This window comes from Neorhizobium sp. P12A, assembly GCF_008365395.1.
Classification (GTDB): domain Bacteria; phylum Pseudomonadota; class Alphaproteobacteria; order Rhizobiales; family Rhizobiaceae; genus Rhizobium.
In genome coordinates this window covers 81,588-103,370 of record NZ_QOVX01000008.1, presented here as the reverse complement: position 1 = coordinate 103,370, position 21,783 = coordinate 81,588, and the positions used below count along the sequence as shown (strand labels likewise).

The 21,783-nt window shown below is 58.4% G+C and carries 13 protein-coding genes; 11 read left to right on the top strand and 2 right to left on the bottom strand.

The window, feature by feature from the left end:
• Position 1: 1 nt before the first annotated feature.
• The 8 genes from DTW90_RS21800 (at position 2) to treY (ending at position 12,215) form a co-directional block, all read left to right on the top strand.
• The gene (locus DTW90_RS21800; protein WP_149340874.1) at positions 2 to 1,000 is read left to right on the top strand and encodes an ABC transporter permease; all 999 of its coding nucleotides are present in this window, start codon (positions 2 to 4) and stop codon (positions 998 to 1,000) included.
• A complete protein-coding gene (locus DTW90_RS21795) occupies positions 997 to 2,172 on the top strand; it encodes an ABC transporter permease (RefSeq protein WP_149340872.1) in 1,176 nt (391 codons plus the stop codon). The genes DTW90_RS21800 and DTW90_RS21795 overlap by 4 nt, the downstream gene beginning before the upstream one ends.
• Before the next feature lie 101 nt (positions 2,173 to 2,273).
• Positions 2,274 to 3,491, top strand: a complete 1,218-nt coding sequence (locus DTW90_RS21790; protein WP_132525682.1) for a glycosyltransferase family protein — start codon at positions 2,274 to 2,276, stop codon at positions 3,489 to 3,491.
• Positions 3,492 to 3,502: 11 nt separating this feature from the next.
• Positions 3,503 to 4,768 (top strand): glycosyltransferase family 4 protein, encoded by a 1,266-nt coding sequence (locus DTW90_RS21785; RefSeq protein ID WP_188080011.1) that lies wholly within the window; start codon positions 3,503 to 3,505, stop codon positions 4,766 to 4,768.
• On the top strand, positions 4,765 to 5,895 hold the full coding sequence (locus tag DTW90_RS21780) for a glycosyltransferase (protein ID WP_149341059.1): 1,131 nt from the start codon (positions 4,765 to 4,767) through the stop codon (positions 5,893 to 5,895). Before DTW90_RS21785 ends, DTW90_RS21780 begins: the two co-directional genes overlap by 4 nt.
• 224 nt (positions 5,896 to 6,119) lie before the next feature.
• Positions 6,120 to 8,834: an ABC transporter transmembrane domain-containing protein gene (locus tag DTW90_RS21775; protein WP_149340870.1), complete on the top strand. Its 2,715-nt coding sequence runs from the start codon at positions 6,120 to 6,122 to the stop codon at positions 8,832 to 8,834.
• A 39-nt stretch (positions 8,835 to 8,873) separates the two neighbouring features.
• A complete protein-coding gene (locus DTW90_RS21770; RefSeq protein WP_132525676.1) occupies positions 8,874 to 9,350 on the top strand; it encodes a cyclic nucleotide-binding domain-containing protein in 477 nt (158 codons plus the stop codon).
• Positions 9,351 to 9,572: 222 nt separating this feature from the next.
• Positions 9,573 to 12,215 carry a malto-oligosyltrehalose synthase gene (gene treY / locus DTW90_RS21765; RefSeq protein ID WP_149340868.1) on the top strand — a complete coding sequence of 881 codons (2,643 nt, stop codon included), beginning with the start codon at positions 9,573 to 9,575 and terminating at the stop codon, positions 12,213 to 12,215.
• A gap of 6 nt (positions 12,216 to 12,221) precedes the next feature.
• Here the strand turns inward: treY and DTW90_RS21760 are convergent, their stop codons facing one another.
• Both DTW90_RS21760 and DTW90_RS21755 read right to left on the bottom strand, forming a co-directional pair.
• The gene (locus DTW90_RS21760; RefSeq protein WP_246665006.1) at positions 12,222 to 14,147 is read right to left on the bottom strand and encodes a PAS domain-containing sensor histidine kinase; all 1,926 of its coding nucleotides are present in this window, start codon (positions 14,145 to 14,147) and stop codon (positions 12,222 to 12,224) included.
• Positions 14,148 to 14,376: 229 nt separating this feature from the next.
• Positions 14,377 to 15,516 (bottom strand): fumarylacetoacetate hydrolase family protein, encoded by a 1,140-nt coding sequence (locus tag DTW90_RS21755; protein WP_188080010.1) that lies wholly within the window; start codon positions 15,514 to 15,516, stop codon positions 14,377 to 14,379.
• Positions 15,517 to 16,103: 587 nt separating this feature from the next.
• On the opposite strand from DTW90_RS21755, the gene bcsN reads away from it, so the two are divergent.
• The 3 genes from bcsN (at position 16,104) to DTW90_RS21740 (ending at position 21,683) form a co-directional block, all read left to right on the top strand.
• Complete coding sequence (gene bcsN, locus DTW90_RS21750) at positions 16,104 to 16,937, top strand: cellulose biosynthesis protein BcsN (protein ID WP_188080009.1); 834 nt, start codon at positions 16,104 to 16,106, stop codon at positions 16,935 to 16,937.
• A 91-nt stretch (positions 16,938 to 17,028) separates the two neighbouring features.
• Entirely contained in the window at positions 17,029 to 19,221 is a 2,193-nt protein-coding gene (gene bcsA, locus DTW90_RS21745) for a UDP-forming cellulose synthase catalytic subunit (protein ID WP_149340862.1), read from the top strand.
• Positions 19,218 to 21,683 (top strand): cellulose biosynthesis cyclic di-GMP-binding regulatory protein BcsB, encoded by a 2,466-nt coding sequence (locus DTW90_RS21740; RefSeq protein WP_149340860.1) that lies wholly within the window; start codon positions 19,218 to 19,220, stop codon positions 21,681 to 21,683. Before bcsA ends, DTW90_RS21740 begins: the two co-directional genes overlap by 4 nt.
• Positions 21,684 to 21,783: the final 100 nt, after the last annotated feature.

The following is a 21,783-nucleotide window of genomic DNA, read 5'->3' as shown; positions in this document are numbered from 1 at the left end:
GATGTTGCGATATATACTTTGGCGTATCGCCGCGATGGTTCCGACCCTCCTCATCATTTCGGTGCTGGTATTCACCATCATTCAGCTTCCGCCTGGAGATTTCTTCGAGAGCCAGATCGCCGAACTGCAGGCGCAGGGCGAGACGGCAAACCTGCAGGAGATCCAGGATCTTCGCCATGAGTACGGTCTCGACAGGCCGATGGTGCTGCAATACGCCTATTGGGTCGCGGGCATGCTGCATGGTGATTTCGGCTATTCCTTCGAATATCAATTGCCGGTCTCCGATGTCGTGGGCGACAGATTGTGGCTGACGATCCTCGTCTCCTTCACGACCATTCTCGTGACGTGGCTGATCGCCTTTCCGATCGGCATCTATTCTGCAACCCATCAGTACAGCTGGGGCGATTACGGGCTCACGCTGTTCGGCCTCCTCGGCATCGCCATTCCGAATTTCATGCTGGCGCTGATCTTGATGTATTTCGCAAACGTCTGGTTCGGCGTATCGATCGGGCATCTGATGGACCAGCAATACCTGTCCCAGCCAATGAGCTGGGCCAAGGCGAGCTCCATCCTTTCGCACCTCTGGATTCCCGTGATCATCGTCGGAACGGCGGGAACTGCCGGCATGATCCGACGGCTGCGTGCCAATCTGCTGGACGAGATGCAGAAGCAATATGTGATCACTGCACGCGCCAAGGGGCTTCATCCTCTGCGCGCGCTGGTCAAATATCCGCTGCGGATGGCGCTCAATTTCTTTGTTGCGGATATCGGCTCCATCCTGCCATCGATCATATCAGGCGCCGAAATCACGGCCATCGTGCTGTCACTTGAGACAACGGGACCGATGCTGATCAAGGCGCTTCAGAGCCAGGATATGTATCTGGCGGGGTCGTTCCTTATGTTCCTCGCCTTCCTGAACGTCATCGGCGTGTTGATTTCCGATATCGCCCTTGGCTTCCTCGATCCCCGTATTCGCTTGCAAGGCAGGAGCATGAAATGACCCTCTCCTTGCCACAGCCCGGCGCACCACTGGAACATTACGTCTCGACCGCGCCGTTCGATCCACTGCAGTTCGAAGCGATGTCGGCCAGTCAGGCACGCTATCATCTTGCGTCGCAGAAGCGGCTGATGTGGTGGAAATTCAAACAGCATCGGCTCGCGGTCGTTTCGGGCATCTTCCTGCTGCTACTATATTGCACGATTCTGATTTCCGAATTTCTTGCGCCTTACGGTCTGCATACGCGCAATGTCGAATACATCCATTCTCCGCCCCAACAGGTCCATTTCTTCCACGATGGCCAGTTCATCGGTCCTTTTGTCTACGGCCGGCAAATGACGCTGGATATCGAAACATTGCGCCGCAGCTACACGGATCGACCAAACGACGTGCAGCCGATCCGATTCTTCTGCCGTGGTGATTCCTATCGTTTCTGGGGATTGATACCGTCCAATCTCCACCTGGTTTGCCCGGCCGTCGGCGGCCAGATGTTCTTGCTCGGAACAGACAGGCTTGGGCGCGACGTCCTGTCTCGCATTATTTACGGCGCAAGAATCTCGCTGACGATCGGCCTGATTGGCATCGCTATCAGCTTTGTTCTCGGCATCGTCATCGGCGGGTTTGCAGGTTACCACGGCGGTGTGTTTGATCTTCTCGTCCAGCGCGTCATCGAGGTCTTGCAGTCATTGCCGAGCCTTCCGCTCTGGATGGCGCTTGCAGCCATCATGCCGGTTACCTGGAGCCCGATCCTCGTTTATTTCGGCATCACGATCATTCTCGGTATCCTCGACTGGACGGGTCTGGCACGAGCGGTGCGATCCAAGCTTCTCTCGCTGCGCGAGGAGGACTACGTTCTGGCAGCGCAGCTTATGGGCGCGAAAGCTCAGCGCATCATCGGTCGCCACCTCATTCCCGGCTTCATGTCGCATTTGATTGCAACGGCAACCATTTCCATCCCAGGCATGATCCTTGGCGAAACGGCTCTGAGCTTCCTTGGTCTCGGCTTGCGTCCACCGATCACCAGCTGGGGAATTCTGCTCACGGAGGCAAAAAACGTCAGCGTTATTGCCTTCTATCCCTGGCTGCTATTTCCCATGATTCCGGTAATCCTTGTGATCCTGGCATTCAACTTTCTAGGAGATGGCTTGCGTGATGCCGCCGATCCCTACAAATAGACTGGGAATCGCTTCCCTGACGCATAGTTGTTCAGGTAGCGGTTGCAGATGCCTTTTGCGGTTCCTCCGTGAAAATGACTTCCATTCTTGAGGTTTTGCCCATGACGCGGCGTGTAGAAGATGCTCGTATCCTCATGTACAGCCACGACACATTCGGTCTCGGACACTTGCGCCGCTGCCGGACGATCGCCCATTCACTGGTCGAAGACTATCGTGGCCTCAATGTACTGATCATTTCGGGCGCAACGATTGCGGGCGCATTCGATTATCGTGCTCGTGTCGATTTCGTGAAGGTGCCGAGCGTCATCAAGCTCAGAGACGGCGAATATACGTCAATGGCGAGCCACGTGGATCTTCAGGAAACGCTGAAAATGCGCCAGTCGATCATCCGCCACACAGCAGAGACGTTTCAGCCGGATATCTTCATCGTCGACAAGGAGCCCATGGGGCTCAAGGGCGAGGTCGAGGAGACCCTGCAATATCTGAAGGCGCGCGGCACGACGCTCGTGCTCGGCATGCGCGACGTCATGGACGCGCCGCATCTCCTTGATGTCGAATGGAAAAAGAACAACGCGTTGCAGAAGATCGATCAATTCTACGATGCGGTCTGGGTTTATGGCCCGCCGGATTTCTATGATCCGCTCGTCGGCCTGGACGTACCTGCCGGTGTCAGAAGAAAAATGGATTTTGTAGGCTTCCTTCAACGCAGCGTTTCGCGGCTGGGTACCAAATCCGAACATGTGCCTGACGAGGACTATATCCTGGTAACGACGGGCGGCGGCGGCGACGGTGCCGATCTCGTTCGCGATGTCGTCGGCGCTTACGAGCACGACACCACGCTTCAGTGCCGGACTCTGATCGTGCTTGGCCCCTACATGCCGGCTCGCGAGCGCGCTGAGCTTTTGGAGCGCAGCAGCAAGATCGCCTGTCTCGAGGTCATAGAATTCGACAACAAGATGGAGGAACTGATCGCCGGCGCCAAGGCGGTCGTGGCCATGGGTGGATATAACACCTATTGCGAGATCCTCTCTTTCGACAAGCCGGCGCTGATTATTCCGCGCACGCGGCCGCGCGAGGAACAGTTGATCCGCGCGCAGCGCGCCAGCGAACTCGGCCTGATCGACATGTTGCTGCCGGAAGAATCCGCCGATCCCAGCCGCCTGGCGGAAGCGCTGAAGAAGCTCGTAAACCGTGAGCCACCTTCGGCAAGCGGCACGTCGGAGATGCAGCTGGAGGGGCTTGTCCATATTTCGCGGACTGTCGGCGACTGGCTGGATCGTCGCGATAACTATCCGCCGCTTACTGCGGTTGCGGAATAGGATTTCCTACTTTGGCTATCCGCAAAAAACTCCTGGTCGTCCTGAAGGGCTATCCCAGGCTGTCGGAGACTTTCATCGCACAGGAATTGCTCGGGCTGGAACAGGCCGGCTTCGATCTCACTCTGGTTTCGATGCGCCGACCGACCGACAAAAAGCGTCATCCCGTCCATGATGAAATCAAGGCTCGGGTGGTCTACCTGCCGGAATATCTCTACGAGGAGCCGCTGCGCGTCCTGCGAGCCCTCTTCGCCGGCCTCTCCAAGCCCGGCTTCAAGCCGCTCATCAAGCGTTTCTGGACCGACCTCAAACGCGATCTCACGCCAAACCGCGTACGGCGCCTCGGCCAGGCATTGGTCCTTGCGCACGAGTGGCCCGACGGCGGCGAATGGCTGCATGCGCACTTTATCCATACGCCCGCATCGGTCACCTACTATGCCAGCATCATGACGGGCATCCCCTGGACCTGCTCGGCGCATGCCAAGGACATCTGGACATCACCGGACTGGGAGATTTCCGAGAAACTTGCCGATGCGCGCTGGACGGTTACCTGCACGCGCAGCGGCTTTGAGCATATGCGGGAACTGACGCCGATGAAGAGCCAGGTGCACCTGAGCTACCATGGTCTCGATCTCGCGCGCTTCGGACCGTTTTCGGGAGAACATTCGGACCGGGCCGGTTCTCAATCTTCCGATCCCGTCCGGCTACTGAGCGTCGGCCGGGCTGTCGAGAAGAAAGGCTATGACGTGCTCCTGCGCGCGCTGGCGCTTCTGCCCAAGGATATTGCCTGGAGTTTCGAGCATATCGGCGGCGGCGATGAGCTGCCGAAACTCAAGGCGCTGGCCGAGAAGCTCGGTGTCGGGAACCGTATTACCTGGAATGGCGCCATGGCGCAGAAGGACGTGCTTGCCCGCTATCGCACAGCCGATCTTTTCGCGCTTGCCTGTCGCGTCGCCTCCGATGGCGATCGCGACGGATTGCCGAATGTTCTTGTCGAAGCGTCGAGCCAGGGGCTGCCCTGCATCTCCACTTCGGTGTCGGGCGTGCCCGAGTTGTTGACCGACCGTGAGAATGGCCTGGTCGTGCCGCCGGAGGAACCTGCCGCCCTCGCAAAGGCAATTGAGGAGGCGATCCGAAATCCGGAGCTGCGCAGGCAACTCGGCAAGGCCGCGGAACGGCGGGTTCGCGAGCATTTCGACCACCACGCCAGCATCCGCCAGCTCACGCGCCTTTTCGAAGAGGAGTGGCAGAAAGAAGAAGGATGGCAGAAATCCGCATGACCGGCCCTCGTGTCTTCTTCTATGTCCAGCATCTCCTCGGAATAGGTCATATTGCCCGCGCGAGCCGCATTGCCAGCGCCATGGGAAAGGATGGCTGCAACGTGACAATCGTCACCGGCGGCATTCCGGTTCCCGGTTTTCCAGGGTCGGATGTCACGTCAGTGATGCTACCCGCCGTCGTCGCAAGCAGCGCCGGCTTTTCGGGTCTTGCCGACGAGAAGGGCAATGCGGTCGACGAGCGCTTCCTTGCTGCGCGTCGCGACCTCTTGCTTAACGCCTTCCGCACGGCGGCCCCGGATGTCGTCATCATCGAGGCTTTCCCCTTCGGGCGGCGACAGATGCGTTTCGAGCTGCTTCCGCTTCTCGACGCTATTGCCTCCACCTCGCCCAGACCAAAGCTGTTCACCTCGGTTCGTGACATCCTGCAGCAACAGAAAAAGCCGGGGCGTGACGAAGAAACCGTGGTGCAGCTGAGAGATCATTTCGACGGCATTCTCGTTCATGGCGATCCGACATTCGTCCGTCTGGAGGAAACATTTCCGCTGACCGAACGGATCTCGGACCGGATCAGCTATACCGGGCTGGTCGCTCCTCCCCTGCCGCCCGAGCCGACCGAGCTATTCGACATAGTGGTTTCCGCGGGCGGGGGCGCTGTCGGGCGCGACCTGATCCGCACATCGCTCGAAGCTGCGCGGATTATTGGAACCAGGCAAAGCTGGTGCCTGATCACCGGCCCCAATCTGCCAGAGGCCGATTTCGTAGCATTGAGCGCCGAGGCGCCGACGAATGTCAGCCTCGTCCGTTTCCGCAAGGATTTCCCTTCCCTGCTCCGCGGCGCTGAATTGTCGATTTCGCAGGCGGGCTACAATACTGTCTGCGATCTCTTGGTCACCGGCTGCCGTTCCATTCTCGTGCCGTTTACGAGCGGCGGTGAAACCGAGCAATCAGTTCGCGCTGAACGGCTGGAGAGAATGGGCCTAGCAATCGCGTTGCCCGAGGCAGGGCTGACCGTCGAGCTGCTTTGTAGCGCCGTTGAAAAAGCGCTCGCAAAGCCGAAACCTTCCGGCCACGGTCTGGACTTGAAAGGTGCGGAGCGAACGTCACATATAATCCGTACCGCTGTTTGAGATTTTTGCGAATTATCCTATAAGATCAATCCCTCCTCGTTTTGCAGGAGGTTGTGATATAAACTGAGATCTCAGGGAATCGGGATCGGTCGGGCAGACAATCGCCCTTTCTCGTTTCCCGCGGTAGGGGGCACGTACCTGCGATGAACCTCCTCTACATTTTTACGACGTTCTTCAGACACCGAGCCGTGCGGACCGCCGACTATGGAAGTATGTGATCTGCAATGGAAAAAAGCCTAGCACGCTATATCTGGTCAAATACCCGCCTGGAGCAGATCTGGATTCTGCTCGTCGTGGCGGCTTCGATGGTGCCTTATTTCCTGTCCTTCGATCTGCCGAAGCAGATCGTCAACGGCCCTATCCAGGGCAAGGGATTCGAGACCAGGGGCGCCACCCAGACCTTCATGCACATCGCCTACGACTTGCCGCTGTTTGGCCATGTCGAAGTCTTCCACGGCCTGCAGCTCACACGCTTCCAGATGCTGATTGCTCTCAGCCTGGTCTTTCTGGCGCTGGTGGTCCTGAACGGTCTCTTCAAGCTTTACATCAACACCTACAAGGGCCGGCTTGGCGAACGCATGCTTCGCCGCATCCGTTTTGAGCTGGTCGATCGCGTGCTGCGTTTCCCGCCGGCGCATTTCAAGCGGGTCAAGGCTGCCGAGATCGCCACGATGATCAAGGATGAAGTGGAGCCGATGGGCGGCTTCACCGGCGACGCCTTCGTCCAGCCGGCACTTCTCGGCGGGCAAGCGGTCACCGCTCTCGTCTTCATCATCATGCAGAATTTCTGGCTCGGCATGATCGCTGCGGGGATTGTCGCGGTTCAGGCTATTGTCATCCCACGCATGCGCAGGCGCCTCCTTGATCTCGGCCGGCAGCGGCAGTTGACCGCGCGTGAGCTTTCCGGTCGCGTCGGCGAGATCGTCGACGGCATCGGCACGATCCATGGCAACGATACCTCGAATTTCGAGCGGGCCGATATTGCGGCGCGTCTCGGGCTGATCTTCAAGATCCGCTACGACCTCTACCAGTGGAAGTTCCTGGTCAAGTTCATCAACAACTTCCTCGCCCAGGTAACGCCATTCCTGTTCTATTCCATCGGTGGTTTTCTCGCCCTTCAAGGCAGGCTCGATATCGGTCAGCTCGTCGCCGTCATCAACGCCTATAAGGATCTACCCGGTCCGTTGAAGGAATTGATCGACTGGGATCAGTCGCGTCAGGATGTGCAGGTCAAATACAATCAGGTGGTCGAGCAGTTCAGTGTCGATCGGTTGATCGATCCGGCCATCCAGTGCGTTTCGTCCGAGCCGGCTCCGCATCTGAAACACCCGCTGACGGTGGTAAACCTGACTGTTTCCGACGATACCGGCGCTCGCGTTCTGGACCATGTCTCCTTGGAAATGAACCCGGGCGAGAGCGTGGCGATCGTCGGCGAAAGTGGGAGCGGCGGCGAGTATCTTGCGGAAGCCTTCGCCAGATTGGTCTGGCCGGATACCGGCCGCGTCGCGATTGATGGCCGTGATGTGCTGGAGATGCCCGAAGCCGTAGCCGGCCGGCGGATCGCTTATGCTTCGGCTGACACCTATTTCTTCCACGGCACTCTGCGTGACAATATTCTCTATGGTCTCAAGCACGCACCTCTTAAACCTTACGAATATGAAGGCACTGAAGCCACGCGCTTCAAATGGGCCATGGCCGAGGCGCGCAGGGCCGCCAATCCCGAACTCGATCTGAAGAGTGATTGGGTCGATTATCAGTCGGCCGGCGCGACCGGCCCGGATGATATCTATACCGTCATTCGCCCGGTTCTCGATGCAGTGCTGATGTCGCAAGACATTTTCGACATGGCGCTACGCTCCTCCGTGGATACGATTGCTCACGCTGATATGACGGATCGCATCGTCGAACTGCGTCATGCTTTGTTGGAGAAGCTGAAGGAGGAAGATCTCGACGGGCTCGTCGTGCCTTTCGAGTTCACGGCCTACAATCCGCAGGCAACGGTCGGCGAAAACCTCCTGTTTGGGACGCTCAAGCGGCCGCTGATGACCAACAGGAAATTGGCAGCCCATCCCTATTTTCAGGCACTCTTCAAGAAAACGGGGCTCGACGTCGAGCTCTATACGATGGGTCTTGAGATCGCCGAGAACACGGTGGAACTGTTCAACGATCTGCCGCCGGACCATCCGTTCTTCCAGCAACTGACATTCATGACGGCTGACGATATTCCGGACTATCAGGCGCTGTTGCAGAAGCTCAACGGCCGCGGTTTCGAGGTGGCAACGCCCGAAGAACGCGCGGCGATCATCCGCCTGAGTTTTTCCTATATCGAACCCCGGCATCGCTTCGGCCTGCTGACCGACGCGCTGATGGCAAAGATCGTCGCAGCGCGCGCCGAGTTTCATGAACATATCCCCGCCGATCTCAATGCTGTCATAGAGCGCTACGATCCCGAACGCTTCATCGCGTCGGCAACATTGATGGATAACGTGCTTTTCGGAAGGATCGCTCATCAGCAGGCGGATGCGCCGGAGCGCATTCATTCCATCATGCGCGATCTGTTCGATCGGCTTGGGCTGCAGGATAGCGTATTGTCCATCGGACTTGACTTCGATGTCGGCTCGGGCGGCAAGCGGCTGACGATCGTCCAACGGCAAAAGCTCAATCTTGCCCGCGCCTTGCTGAAGCGCGCGGACTACATGGTTTTCAATCGTCCACTGCTTGGCCTCGATCACCGCTTTCAGGACCAGATCGTGCGTACCGTTCTGAACGATCTGCACGGGGACGACTACAAGCCGGCGGTCATTTGGGTTCTCTCCAATCCGACCTTGGCGGAACTCTTCGAGCGCGTTCTCGTTTTCGATCATGGGGCCCTGGTCGAAAGCGGCACAAGCAACGATCTTTTAGAGAAGAACGGTATGTTCAAAGAACTGTTATCGTAATAATCTAGAAGGGCGCGTAAACTGGGGGTTTGAACGTCTATGCTTCTGAAAGATGAAGTTGAAATGCTGAAGCGGGTGCCGATCTTTGCCCGCATTGCACCGGCAAAGCTCAAACTTTTGGCCTTCACCTCCGATCGCGTTACCTATCAGTCCGGTCAGACGTTGTTCCATCAGGGCGACATGGCCGACGCTGCTTATGTGATCCTTACCGGCACAGCGGATATTTTGGTCGACAGTCCGGCCGGCCAGATCAAGGTCGCTGACGTCGAGGTGAATTCCATTGTCGGCGAGATAGCAATCCTTTGCGACGTCTCACGTACGGCAACCGTAAAGGCGACCTCGCGTCTCGAAGCGCTGCGTATCAGCAAGGAACATTTTCTGAAGCTGCTCAGCGACTTTCCGGAAATGGCGGTCGAGATCATGCGCGTTTTGGCCGACAGGCTGAACCACACCACCAGCGAATTGACCGCCGCCCGCAGCCGCCAATCGCAACTTCAGCCGGTTTCGACCCACTGAATTTTGGCTGCCCAAGGGCGTCGCGCCCATCTCTGTGTCCCTTGCCGCAGGGAACTTAAATCAGGGCTGCAAGTTTCTACGTTCGAAGTTAACCGTCGAGCGATCCTGGAACATGTCCCATCCGCCACTGAAAACACGGGCGCCGAAGCTTCCGCGCCGGTTGCCGCGTGCTCATGCAACTGAGCGCACCTTCCCATCGGCAATTGTCTTGCGGCACGCGCAATGACCATTCCGAGCTCGACCTACCGCATCCAGTTTCGCAACGGCATGACCTTTGACCGGGCGACCGCGCTGATACCCTATCTCAAGCGCCTCGGCATCAGCCATCTCTATGCTTCCCCGGTCTTCACTGCGACCGCGGGCTCGACCCATGGTTACGATATCATCGATCCCAATGAGATTGATCCAGCGATCGGCGGACGGCACGGCTTCGAGGCGATGGCAAACAGCCTGCACGCAGCCGGACTAGGCCTCATCATCGACATCGTCCCCAATCACATGGCGGCGTCGCTTGAAAACTCCTGGTGGCGCAGCGTCGTGGAATGGGGAACTGAAAGCCCGTTTTCCGATTACTTCGACATCAACTGGAGGCGTCGTCTCACCCTGCCGATCCTTGGGCAGCCACTCGATAAGGTCATCGAAGCGGGCGATCTGAAATTTGCTCTCGACGCAGCCGCGGGCGCATTGACGATCGCCTATTTCGACAATCTCATTCCGCTCCATCCCGCCACCTATGCAGGGTTACCCCTTCCCCTAGAAATCCTCGAGCGAGCCGCCGCCGCCACTCCTGAGAATGCGGCAACTTTTCATAAGAACTTGCGGGACCTCTTTGCGAGAGAGGGAGTAACCGCATCTCTTCAGACGGCACTCGATCATCTGTCGGGAGATCGCGTAGCGTTACAGCGCGTCCTTGATCGCCAGCCGTGGCAGTTGCTCTATTGGCGTGATGCACCGAATGAACTCAGCTATCGCCGCTTCTTCGAGGTCACCGGTCTGGCAGGACTGCGCGTGGAGGATGCCAAGGTCTTCGATGACTCGCACCGTCTCATCCTCGATCTGGTCCGAAGCGATCAGGTCGACGGACTGAGGATCGATCATATCGACGGTCTCGCCTTTCCTAAGGCCTATATCGATCGCCTTCGGCAGGAGGTCGGCCCAGACACTTATATTGTCGCCGAAAAAATACTGGCGGCCAACGAACAAGTACCCTCTGATTGGCCGATCTCCGGCACCACTGGTTACGAATTCATCACAGCTCTCACCAACGCTTTGGTCGACACTCGCGGACTGGACAGGTTGGATCTGGCTTATGCCAACGTCACAGACCAGAGGCTGAATTTTCAGGATGGCGCACGGCAGGCGAAACAGCAGCTCATTGCCGCAAATCTTGCGGTCGAGGCAAACAACCTGCTCAAGCTGGCTCTCGATATCGCCGGCACGCAGCGGGAAGACGGCCCATCGGAGAAAGCGATCCAAGACGCGCTAATGGAGATCCTGATCGCCTTCCCGGTCTACCGCACCTACGGGACGAAAAATGGGCTCGATGACGCGAACCTCTGTCTCTGGAATAACGTCATCATCAGCGTCCGTGAATTGCGGCAGCCACCGGACCCTCGAGCTCTCGCCTTCCTCGATCGTGTTTTTCGCGGTGAAACACCGACGGCAGACCTGGAGACAGCCGCTGAATTCCGCCGCCGCCTGCAGCAACTGACGGGGCCGCTGACTGCCAAGGCGATCGAAGACACAATGTTCTATCGTTTCAATCGGTTGCTTGGGTTGAATGAAGTCGGCGGTGAGACGGATGGCAGCGATTTCGGTCTCGACCGTTTCCACCAATTGATGATTGAGCGGATAGCCACTCAACCCCATGGCCTCTCGGCAACCTCTACTCATGACACGAAACGCGGAGAGGACGCGCGGGCACGCCTCTACGCCATCAGCGAAGCTCCTGATGTCTGGGAGGCGGCAGTTCGGCGATGGCGCGAGATCAACAAATCCAGAGTTCGGCATCTGTCCGACGGCCCTGCCCCGGATGCCGAGACGGAATGGATGCTCTATCAGGCGCTGGTCGGCGCCTGGCCCGCCGGTTTGGAAAGCGGACACCAATTGCCGACGGATTTTGAGGCCAGATTCCTTGGTTACGTCGAAAAGGCGCTCCGGGAGGCAAAGCTGCGCACCGATTGGAGCGCCGTGAACGAACCATATGAGACGGCCGTCAAGAATTACGCACGGTCCCTGCTGTCATCTGAAAACAGCGCGTTCCAGCTGGATTTCCGCAGAACCCTTCGCCCCTTCATTCGCGCCGGGCTTTTCAACGGGCTGTCGCAAACGCTGATCAAGCTCTCAGCTCCAGGTGTGCCGGACATATATCAAGGCTCGGAAGGGTTGGATTTCAGCCTCGTCGATCCCGACAATCGCCGCATGCCCGATCTCCCGAGACTGACTCGGCACTTGATGACATCGGAAACATCGACAAATGAGGCGGCACTGTCGAGCGGCGTGTTGAAACAGCAAATTATTGCTCGCACGCTTCGGTACCGGCGAGAGAACGCCGCCCTGCTTCGTGACGGAAACTATGAACCGTTGCAGGCTCGCGGCGCGGGGAGCGAGCATGTCATCGCTTTCCTGCGCCGGCTCGGCGATCAGTTCGTCATAGTCTTGGCACCACGTCTGGTTTTCTACCTAGGGGACGACGAATGGCCCTGCGCTGATTTCTGGGGCGACACAGCTGTCCTGCTCCCAGCCTCCTGCCGAGGTAAGCGCATGCGGAATGTCATTCTGGAAAATGAGATCGATGCGGGGCGGGAATTTCCATTGGCGGCAATCCTGGATCGCCTCCCCGTCGCGCTGCTTGCCAACAGTTGATGCGCGTCAATGGATGGTGCGGGCGATGGCTTCGGCCAGTTGGCTCTGTGAGAATGGCTTGGCAAGTCTGGGCCACGCTTCCCGGACCTCTGTCGGCAATTCCGCGTAGCCAGTCGCGAGAATAATTGGCACATCCGGCCATTGGTCATGGATGGCGGTCGCGAGCTCCGACCCCGTCATACGCGGCATGACATGGTCGCAAATCACCAGGTCGACCGGCTCCCGCTGCAATATGGCAAGTGCATCGAGGCCGGAATCGGCTTCGAGGACCCGATGGCCGAGATCCTGCAGCATCAACTTCGTATTCATGAGAACGAGGCCATCATCATCGACCGCCAGGACGGTAAGAAGACGCATCTCTGATATCAGGGGTCGCACCAGCGGCGACTCGTCTGGAACTTCAGCCCGAACCGGTAACTCATTGACGGGAAACCAGAGTTCTACCGTCGTTCCCTGGCCCTTTTCGCTTTTCAGCAGAAGCTTTCCCCCGGATTGCTCCGTCAATCCGAGCACCATCGAGAGACCAAGGCCGGTTCCCTTGCCAATTCCCTTGGTCGTAAAAAAGGGAGTTGTTGCTCGCTGGAGGGTTTCCGGATCCATCCCTTCCCCGCTATCGACAACCGCGATACAGACGTAATGACCAGGCGACACCGGTCCGGAGCAAGCGTCTTGAGCGATCGCCAGCTGCCTTGCAGAAATGCGGATCTGTCCCTTGCCGGACATGGCATCGCGACCGTTGAGGGCAAGATTGAGGATTGCGGTTTCAAGCTGATTGGGGTCGCTGGATATCGGTGGCAATTGATCCGGCAAATCCATGTCGACAGATACGGTCTGACCGAGAGATCGTTGCAGCAGCTCGCTCATCCCACTGAGCAGCGCATTGACATCCACCTGCTCGAATTGAAGCTCCTGACGCCGGGAGAATGCCAGCATGCGCTGCGTCAAGGCGGCGCCACGTTGCGCGCCTTGGATGGCATTATCAATCAGCGGAATGACTGACGTGTCGTGTGGCAGGCGCTTTCGAGCGATTTCAAGACTGCCCAATACGGCCATCAAAAGATTGTTGAAATCATGGGCGATGCCACCGGTCAGTTGACCTATCGCCTCCATCTTCTGGGCTTGGAAAAGTTCCTCGCGTGCCTTCTCCAGCGCACGCTGTGTCTTCATCTTTTCGCTGATATCCCGCGTCACCTTGGCAAATCCGATAAGGCGGCCACTCTCGTCGCGGATGGCATCTAAGACAACACTCGCCCAAAAGCGAGTTCCGTCCTTGCGCAGGCGCCAACCCTCTTTCTCGAAGCGCCCGTCACGTGTAGCGATCACAAGCCCCCGCTGCGGTTCGCCGCTCAGCCGGTCTTCTTCGGCGTAGAAGCGGGAAAAATGCTGGCCGATAATTTCTTCGGACGAATAGCCCTTGATGCGTTGAGCGCCGGCGTTCCAGCTGACGATTTTGCCTTCCGGGTCGAGCATATAGATGGCGTAATCGGTGACCCCCTGAACAAGGATGCGAAACTGCTCCTGGCTCTGCTTTATCTCCATTTCCGCTTGCCGGCGCTCGGTCAGGTCGCGTGTGATTTTGGCATATCCGACCAGGAGGCCATCAGGGGTACGCACGGGATCGATGATGACGTGCGCCCAGAAACGGCTTCCATCCTTGCGGATCCGCCAGCCCTCATTTTCAAATCGGCCTTCGGCCTTGGCAATGGCGAGAGCCCTGGCCGGCAGGCCGGCCTGCCGATCCTCTTCGGGATAGAAGCGGGAAAAATGCTCACCTAAGATTTCGTCAGCCTTGTAGCCCTTGAAGTGCTCCGCACCGGCATTCCAGGTCGCTATATAACCCTCAGGGTTGAGCATATAGATCGCATAATCTGTGATCGTATCGACCAACAGCCGGAAACGGTCTTCCACGCTCCAGGCAACTCCAACAGCCATGTCATTGCGATTCATATGAAGTGTCGCATATTCATTACTTTGAATGCCCCCCGCTCTCATGTCATCGGTTTTGCCGTCGAGCTTGACAATTACACTTCAAGCCCCAAACAACGCTGCAGGTCCCAAATGGTTCCAGAGGAATCTGGATGCCCCTTAAAAAATAGGGGACCAGACAGTCTGGTCCCCTATTCGGCGTGAGAATTCGCAAATGGCGGTACTTGAGGGAGGCTTAGACCAATCCGCGTTGAGCGAGGTTCCGCATCAGATGAGAGGTCCCAAACGTCCAGGGATCGCATTCAGTCGACAAGAGTACTCGATTTCGGAGTGCACCGAGCTTGTCGTTCGAAATGGTGACGACGTCGCCGACCTTGTGGGTGAACCCCTGACCGGGTGTGTCGCGGTCTTCTACGGGGGCGAACAACGTCCCCATGAACAACACCAAACCATCCGGATACTGGTGATGACGACCGATCGTCTGCGATACGAGGTCGAGCGGATCACGGCTGATTTCCTTCATAGAGCTCGAGCCGTTGAGCACATAGCCGTCCTCACCTTCGATCCTAAGGGCGAGATCCGCATTGCGCACGTCGTCGAGCGAGTAGGTCTCGTCGAAGAGCCGGATGAACGGACCGATGGAGCAAGAGGCGTTGTTGTCCTTCGCCTTGCCGAGCAACAGCGCCGAGCGACCCTCGATATCGCGAAGGTTGACGTCGTTGCCCAGTGTCGCGCCCTTGACGCGGCCCTGGCTGTCGACGGCGAGCACGATTTCCGGTTCAGGATTGTTCCATCTGGAAATCGGGTGCAGGCCGACATCGGCGCCATGGCCGACTGACGACATGACCTGCGATTTCGAGAAGACTTCGGCATCCGGACCGATGCCAACTTCAAGATATTGCGACCACACGCCTTCCTCGATGAGTGCAGCCTTGACCTTTGCTGCTTCCGGCGACCCTGCCTTCAGATTGCGCAGACTGTCGCCGATGATGGAACTCACCTTTTCACGAATCTTCAACGCCAGATCGGGATTGCCGGCCGCGCGCTCCTCGATCACACGTTCGACCATGGAGCGGGCAAAGGTGACGCCGCAGGCCTTGACTGCCTGCAAATCGACCGGAGCCAGCAGCCGGACAGAAACTTCCGTGCCGTTTAGCAGCCCCTCAAGACTGCCGAGAGCCTCGCCCTTCTGTTGGCGCACAAAGGCGGCCGGATCATCCTTCTCCAGAAGATCGCGCACGGTCGGCGCTTCCTTCGAGGTGATGTCAACAACTGCACCATCCCGTACCACCACGACCGAAGGGCCGCTTACGTCCGATCGCCAGACACGGCCGACGAATGTGCCAGTGCCGAAAATCTCCATCCCGCTTGTCATTTCCAAATTCTCCTCGAATGCCGTCTCAAAATTTGTGTTTCAGTGAAAGCGCACGGCCCAATATCAGTCGCGGCGTATCATGCTCATCCAGACCCCAATCACGGGTGAGCATCCAATATCTATGTATTTCCTCCGGAAGTACGAAACCGCGCCGTCCTTCGTTCTGTGGGACAGGCGAAGAATTGACGAGCACGCATCTTCTCTTTCTCGACGGGCTTGTCAAGAAATCCGCGCCTCAGGCATCGGGTGCAGCCTCGCATCGCGAAAATGGCTTCAGCGGATCGGTTCGCTTCAAAATAGAACAATTCGTCCAAGTGATCGGGTACGCCTAACCACGTCACGGATTTGAAGGGACAGACTTCGAATTGATGTGATTTCGCAATTGCTTATGAAGCGTAATTAGTTATGTCTACGGCATGAACTTGCACCACCTGATTCGACAGCCTTCGTCGCGGCGGACGATTGGCGATAAAGCGAAGGGTATGGCGGCGCGCTTGTTGTGCGGCGTATTTCTTGTCTCCGCCTCCTCTGCAATTTCAAGCTGTGCATCGAAAGATGGTATCCGCGTTCCCGACGGGGCCGCAACCGTGTCCAACGATCAGGCCTTCGCTCTGCCTCCCCCGGGCGGCCCGGCGATCGTCAACGTCATTCAGCACCATTTCAACAATGCGGTACGGCAGGATATTTTCCTGTTCACATCGGCCTCTACTCCGGGCCAGAACGTGCTGCGCATATCCTTCTTCGGTCCGGTCGGTCTCGACTATGACGACCAGAAGAGCATGTCCTACACCGCGATACGCGACTCCAGCATCGCGAGTGAAATGCGCCATGAGTTCCCCGGCGTCGTTCTGTCCCGTTCGCCCTATTATGTGCAGAACAATTATGGGCCATTCGGTTACGCTACAGGCAGAAGCCGGACCGGCGACACATGCCTTTATGCCTGGCAGCAAATCCGTTCGAATGCGAATTCCCAGTCGGCCTTCCAGAACCGGGGGACGATCCAGGTGCGCTTGCGGCTCTGCGATGCCCATTCGACCGAGCAGCAGCTGCTGGGCGTCATGTACCGCTACACGATAACGGGCACATTTCCTGCAGAGGGATGGAACCCGTATGACGCGCCGCCCAAGGTCGATGCGTCTCTCGGCGGGACGGAAAGCCCCATCTATCCCGGCATACCATCAAGCAATGCCAGCCAGCTGCCGCCTGCTCTTCAGCCACAGACAGCGCCCGTGATCTACAGGCAGGCGACAGCAGTATCGATGCCATCCGCCGCACGGCAACAGCCGGTAGCGGCAAGCTCTCCGACGGGCCCGATCGTCCCACTGCCGACGACGGCGGCGCAGGGCGCCAAGCCGGCCTCGGTCGTCGTTCCCGGACCGGGTTGTGCGACGACCGCGGCGGAGGGAACTGCATGCAAGTGATTAATCGTTCGCCACCTGTCATCCAAAATATCCCGCCCGCCCGGAGCATTGATTTCGAACGACAACGCCTCGGATAGCAAAGGGAAATGAGATGCGCAAAGTCCGCAGTGTCATCGTCTGGCTCATAGTCGTGATCAGCGTTGTCACCCTTATTACGCTGCCGATCAATCTTCAGACCCAGTTGATCACCAGCGTTTCGGTGGTGATCCTGATGGCGTTGATCAAGTTCATGAAGGGCGAGGGTTCATGGCGGCTGATAGCGCTCGCTTTCGGCAGTTCGATCATTCTGCGCTATGTCTTCTGGCGAACGACAAGCACCCTGCCGCCGCTGAACCAGCCGGAGAATTTCATTCCTGGCTTCCTTCTTTATCTTGCAGAAATGTACAGCGTGATGATGGGCGCGCTCAGCCTTTTCGTCGTCGCCATGCCCCTGCCTCCACGTCCCTCTCGTGCTGCATCGGAAGACAGATTTCCACATGTCGATGTCTTCGTGCCGAGCTACAACGAGGAAGCGGCGCTGCTTGCCAATACGCTCGCTGCGGCCAAAAGCATGGACTATCCCTCGGACAGGATCGATGTCTGGCTTCTCGATGACGGTGGCACGCTGCAGAAGCGCAATGCCCACAATCTCCTGGAATCACAGGCTGCCACCGCCCGGCGTGAGCAGCTATCGCAACTTTGCGAGGAGCTTGGCGCACACTACCTGACCCGTGACCGCAACGAGCATGCCAAGGCCGGCAATCTCAACAACGGCATGAAACACTCGAAGGGCGAACTGATCGCCGTCTTCGACGCGGATCATGCGCCAGCGCGCGATTTTCTGCTCGAGACCGTCGGCTATTTCGATGATGATCCGAAGCTCTTTCTAGTCCAGACACCGCATTTCTTCCTCAATCCGGATCCGGTCGAGCGCAACCTGCAGACCTTTGACAAGATGCCGAGCGAGAACGAAATGTTCTACGGCATCATTCAGCGCGGGCTCGACAAGTGGAACGCAGCCTTCTTCTGCGGCTCTGCCGCAGTCCTGCGGCGCACGGCGCTGGAGGAAACCAAGGGCTTCAGCGGCATCAGCATTACCGAGGATTGCGAGACGGCCATCGCGCTGCATTCACGCGGATGGAACAGCATCTATGTCGACAAGCCGCTGATCGCAGGATTGCAGCCGGCGACATTTGCAAGCTTCATCGGTCAGCGTAGCCGCTGGGCACAGGGGATGATGCAGATCCTGCGGTTCCGCTTCCCTCTGCTGAAGGGCGGCCTCTCCATTCCGCAGCGCCTCTGCTACATGTCGTCGACGCTGTTCTGGCTGTTTCCGTTCCCGCGAACGATCTTCCTCTTCGCACCGCTCTTCTATCTCTTCTTCAACCTCGAAATCTTCACGTCGTCGGGCGGCGAGTTTCTGGCCTATACGCTCACCTACATGCTCGTGAACCTGATGATGCAGAACTATCTCTATGGTTCGTTCCGCTGGCCATGGATCTCCGAGCTCTACGAATATGTGCAGACCGTGCACCTCTTGCCGGCGGTCGTGTCGGTTATCCTCAATCCGAGGAAACCGACCTTCAAAGTGACGGCGAAGGACGAATCCATCTCGGTGAGCCGCCTCTCTGAGATCAGCCGGCCGTTCTTCGTCATCTTCGGTGTGCTGCTCGTCGCTTTTTGTGTCGCGATCTACCGCGTCTATGCCGAACCCTACAAGGCGGATGTGACGCTTGTCGTCGGAGGCTGGACGCTGCTCAACTTGATCATGGCCGGCTGTGCGCTTGGTGTGGTATCGGAGCGAGGCGAGCGATCGTCCTCCCGCCGCGTGCGCGTCAACCGCCGCTGCGAATTCGGCATCGGCGACAAGTGGCATCCGGCCTCCATCGAAGACGTATCGGTGCATGGCGCCCGTCTTCATGTCTTCAGTAAGACCTTCGATCCGCTGGAAATCGATGCCCGCGGCGCCATCAAGTTCAGGCCCTATAGCGGGGCCGACGAGGAGACGCTGCCAATCGCGGTGCGTAATATAAAGGCGTCCGGCGAGATTACGTCGATCGGTTGCCTCTATCTGCCCCATAACGCCCGCGACCACAGGCTGATCGCCGATCTCATATTCGCCAACTCCGATCAGTGGACTCGCTTCCAGCTGTCGCGGCGCCGCAATCCGGGCTTGATACGCGGCACTATCTGGTTCCTGAGCGTCGCCTTCTATCAGACAAGCCGAGGGCTCGTTTACTTCTTCCGCAGTCTCAAGCCGAAGGAGGAGGATCAACGTCAGACCGTAGGGGTACCGGGCGAATGAAGGCGATCGTCCTTGTCTCGGCACTCGCGCTGAACACTGTGCTGATCTGCTCGCCGGCCATGGCCCAGCAGCAGCCGGCGCCTTTTGACATGTCGACCGAGCGGCCGAAGGAGGCAAGCCCGGCTCCACAGCCGCAGCCTGCCGCTCCACCCCCGGCTCCCGCGTCGCCTGCGCCCGCCGTGGCTCCTCGTCCGCAAGCGCAACAGGCTCAGCAGCCCGCCGCTCCGCCGCCACCGCCTCCTGCGGCTCAACCGCGGCCCGCGCCGGTCATTCCCGCGCCGCCTGCCGAAAATACCGCATCAGTGGCCAAGGCAGGCGAGTTTCATCGGTTTCTGATCCCGGACGCTGACTTCAGCCTTGGTGGCGAATTGGACCGGCGAACATGGACGATCTATCTGACGCCGGAGCAGGCGCGCGCGCCAGCAAAGCTCAATCTCGCCTATCAGAACGCCATCGTGGTGGCGCCGGAAATCTCAAAGCTTTCCGTTATGATAAACAACCAGAAGGTCGGCGACGTGCCGATCCGGTCGCCGGATGGCCCCTCGCAGGTCGGTTTTGCTGTTCCCGCAGGTCTGCTTCAGGCGGGATCCAATCTCATCACTATGATGGCGGATCAGCGCCACAGGACGGATTGCAGCATTGAGTCCACCTACGAACTGTGGACCGCCGTCGATCCGGCCCACACCTATCTGAGCTTTGGGGGGCCCGACGCCGCGAGGCTATCGAGTGTCGATGGCGTGCGCGCCATCGGGGTGGACGAGAAGGGCAAGACCGAATTCGACTTCATCGTGCCGGCCCTCGAGCAGCCGGGGACCACGAAGCCATTGATGCGGCTGGTTCAAGGGATCGCGGTCCTCAGCGGCATGCCCAACCAGTCCTTCGTTTTCCATCGTAGCGGCATGCCTTCGGCCGGATCAGGAAGACTTGCTGTCATTGTCGGGACGAGCCAGGAGATCGCTCCGCTGATCTCCCCTCTGCCCGTTGCGGCTCAAGCGGGGCCGCTTGTCACCTTCATCAATGATCCGCGCACCGGAGCGCCCGTGCTGCTGGTCAGCGGCCCTTCCTGGCAGGCCATCGGCTCGGCGATTGAAAGCCTTGTCCAACCCGCCGACCGTTCTCCGAACGTGCGCCGGGATGTCCTGGTAACGCAACGGTGGCGGGCTCCGGATGCGCCATTTCTGTTTTCCGATACGGATGTTCCCTTTTCACAGCTTGGCGTCGCCACCACGCAATTTTCGGGCCGGCGCTTCCGTACCGATTTCCAGATCGCAGTTCCTTCCGACTTCTATGCAAACGCCTATGGCGAAGCGACGATCCTCCTTGACGCCGCCTATGCGCCCTCCGTGCTGCCAGGCAGCCACATAGATATCTATGTCAATGGCAGCATTGCCTCGACGGTCCCGATTACGAACCCCCGGGGCGGCATCTATCGCCATCTGCCGATCCGGGTGACGCTGCGCCATTTCAAGCCCGGTCTGAATGCGATTTCATTCGAGGCGGTGCTGCAAACCAGTGACGACAAGGCTTGCATCCCGGGAGCGACCGCCTCCACCGAGCCGCGCTTCGCGCTATTCGACACCTCGGTCTTTCACATGCCGGATTTTGCTCGCGTGGGACAGCGGCCCAATCTGGCGGCGATGGCAGGCACCGCCTATCCCTATAACCGCGCGACAGACGAGTTGCCGCTCTTCATCGACAGAGCCGATGAGAACACGCTTTCGGCGACGGCGACCTTTTTAGGGCGGCTGGCGATGATGGCCGGCGGACCCATTTCGGTCGATGCCGTGGCGTCGCCCGCTGCGATCGGCGATCGCAATGCGCTGTTCATCGGCGCAATTTCGCAAATACCATCGATCGCGCTCTCGCAACTCAATATCGCGACGACGACCCAGGCATCCTGGCGGCCGGCAACGAGCGGGCAAACGGCTGACGCCGATACGCGTGCCACCTTCGACCAGTGGCGTTCAAAAGTCAGGGGCGGCAGCTGGACCGGCCAGATATCGGTCTTCGAAGACTGGATGCGCAGGAATTTCGACATATCGCTAAGTTCCTTGCGATTCGTACCCAGCGCGGAAGAGACGTTCACGCCGCAGAACGCAACGACTTTGATGGTCGCCCAAGGCGCAAGCCCGAACGGCGGCGGCACCTGGACGGTTGTGGCCGCCCCCACAAGCGGAGATCTCAAAGACGGTTTGTCGGCAATGTCGACCGAGACAAGCTGGCCGCAGATCGCCGGGCATATCACCACCTATACGGCGGGAACGAACAAGATCGCCGCAGTGCCGGTCACTCGCTTCGATTTCATCCCGTCGCAGGAACCATCTCTGGCAAATTATCGCTTGATCGCCGCCAACTGGCTGTCGACCAACATTCTCTCCTATGCCGTGCTGTTCGTCGGTTCCTCCATATTGCTCGGGCTGGCGACGGCAGCGCTTCTATCCAACCTCGGCAGGCGCCGATGATAATGCCGGTCGGAGATTATAGTAGCGAAATCAAATGCAAGTCGTGTGCAACGCCGAAATCTTAGGGGATCATTAACCATACTATGACCTTTTAGGTAGC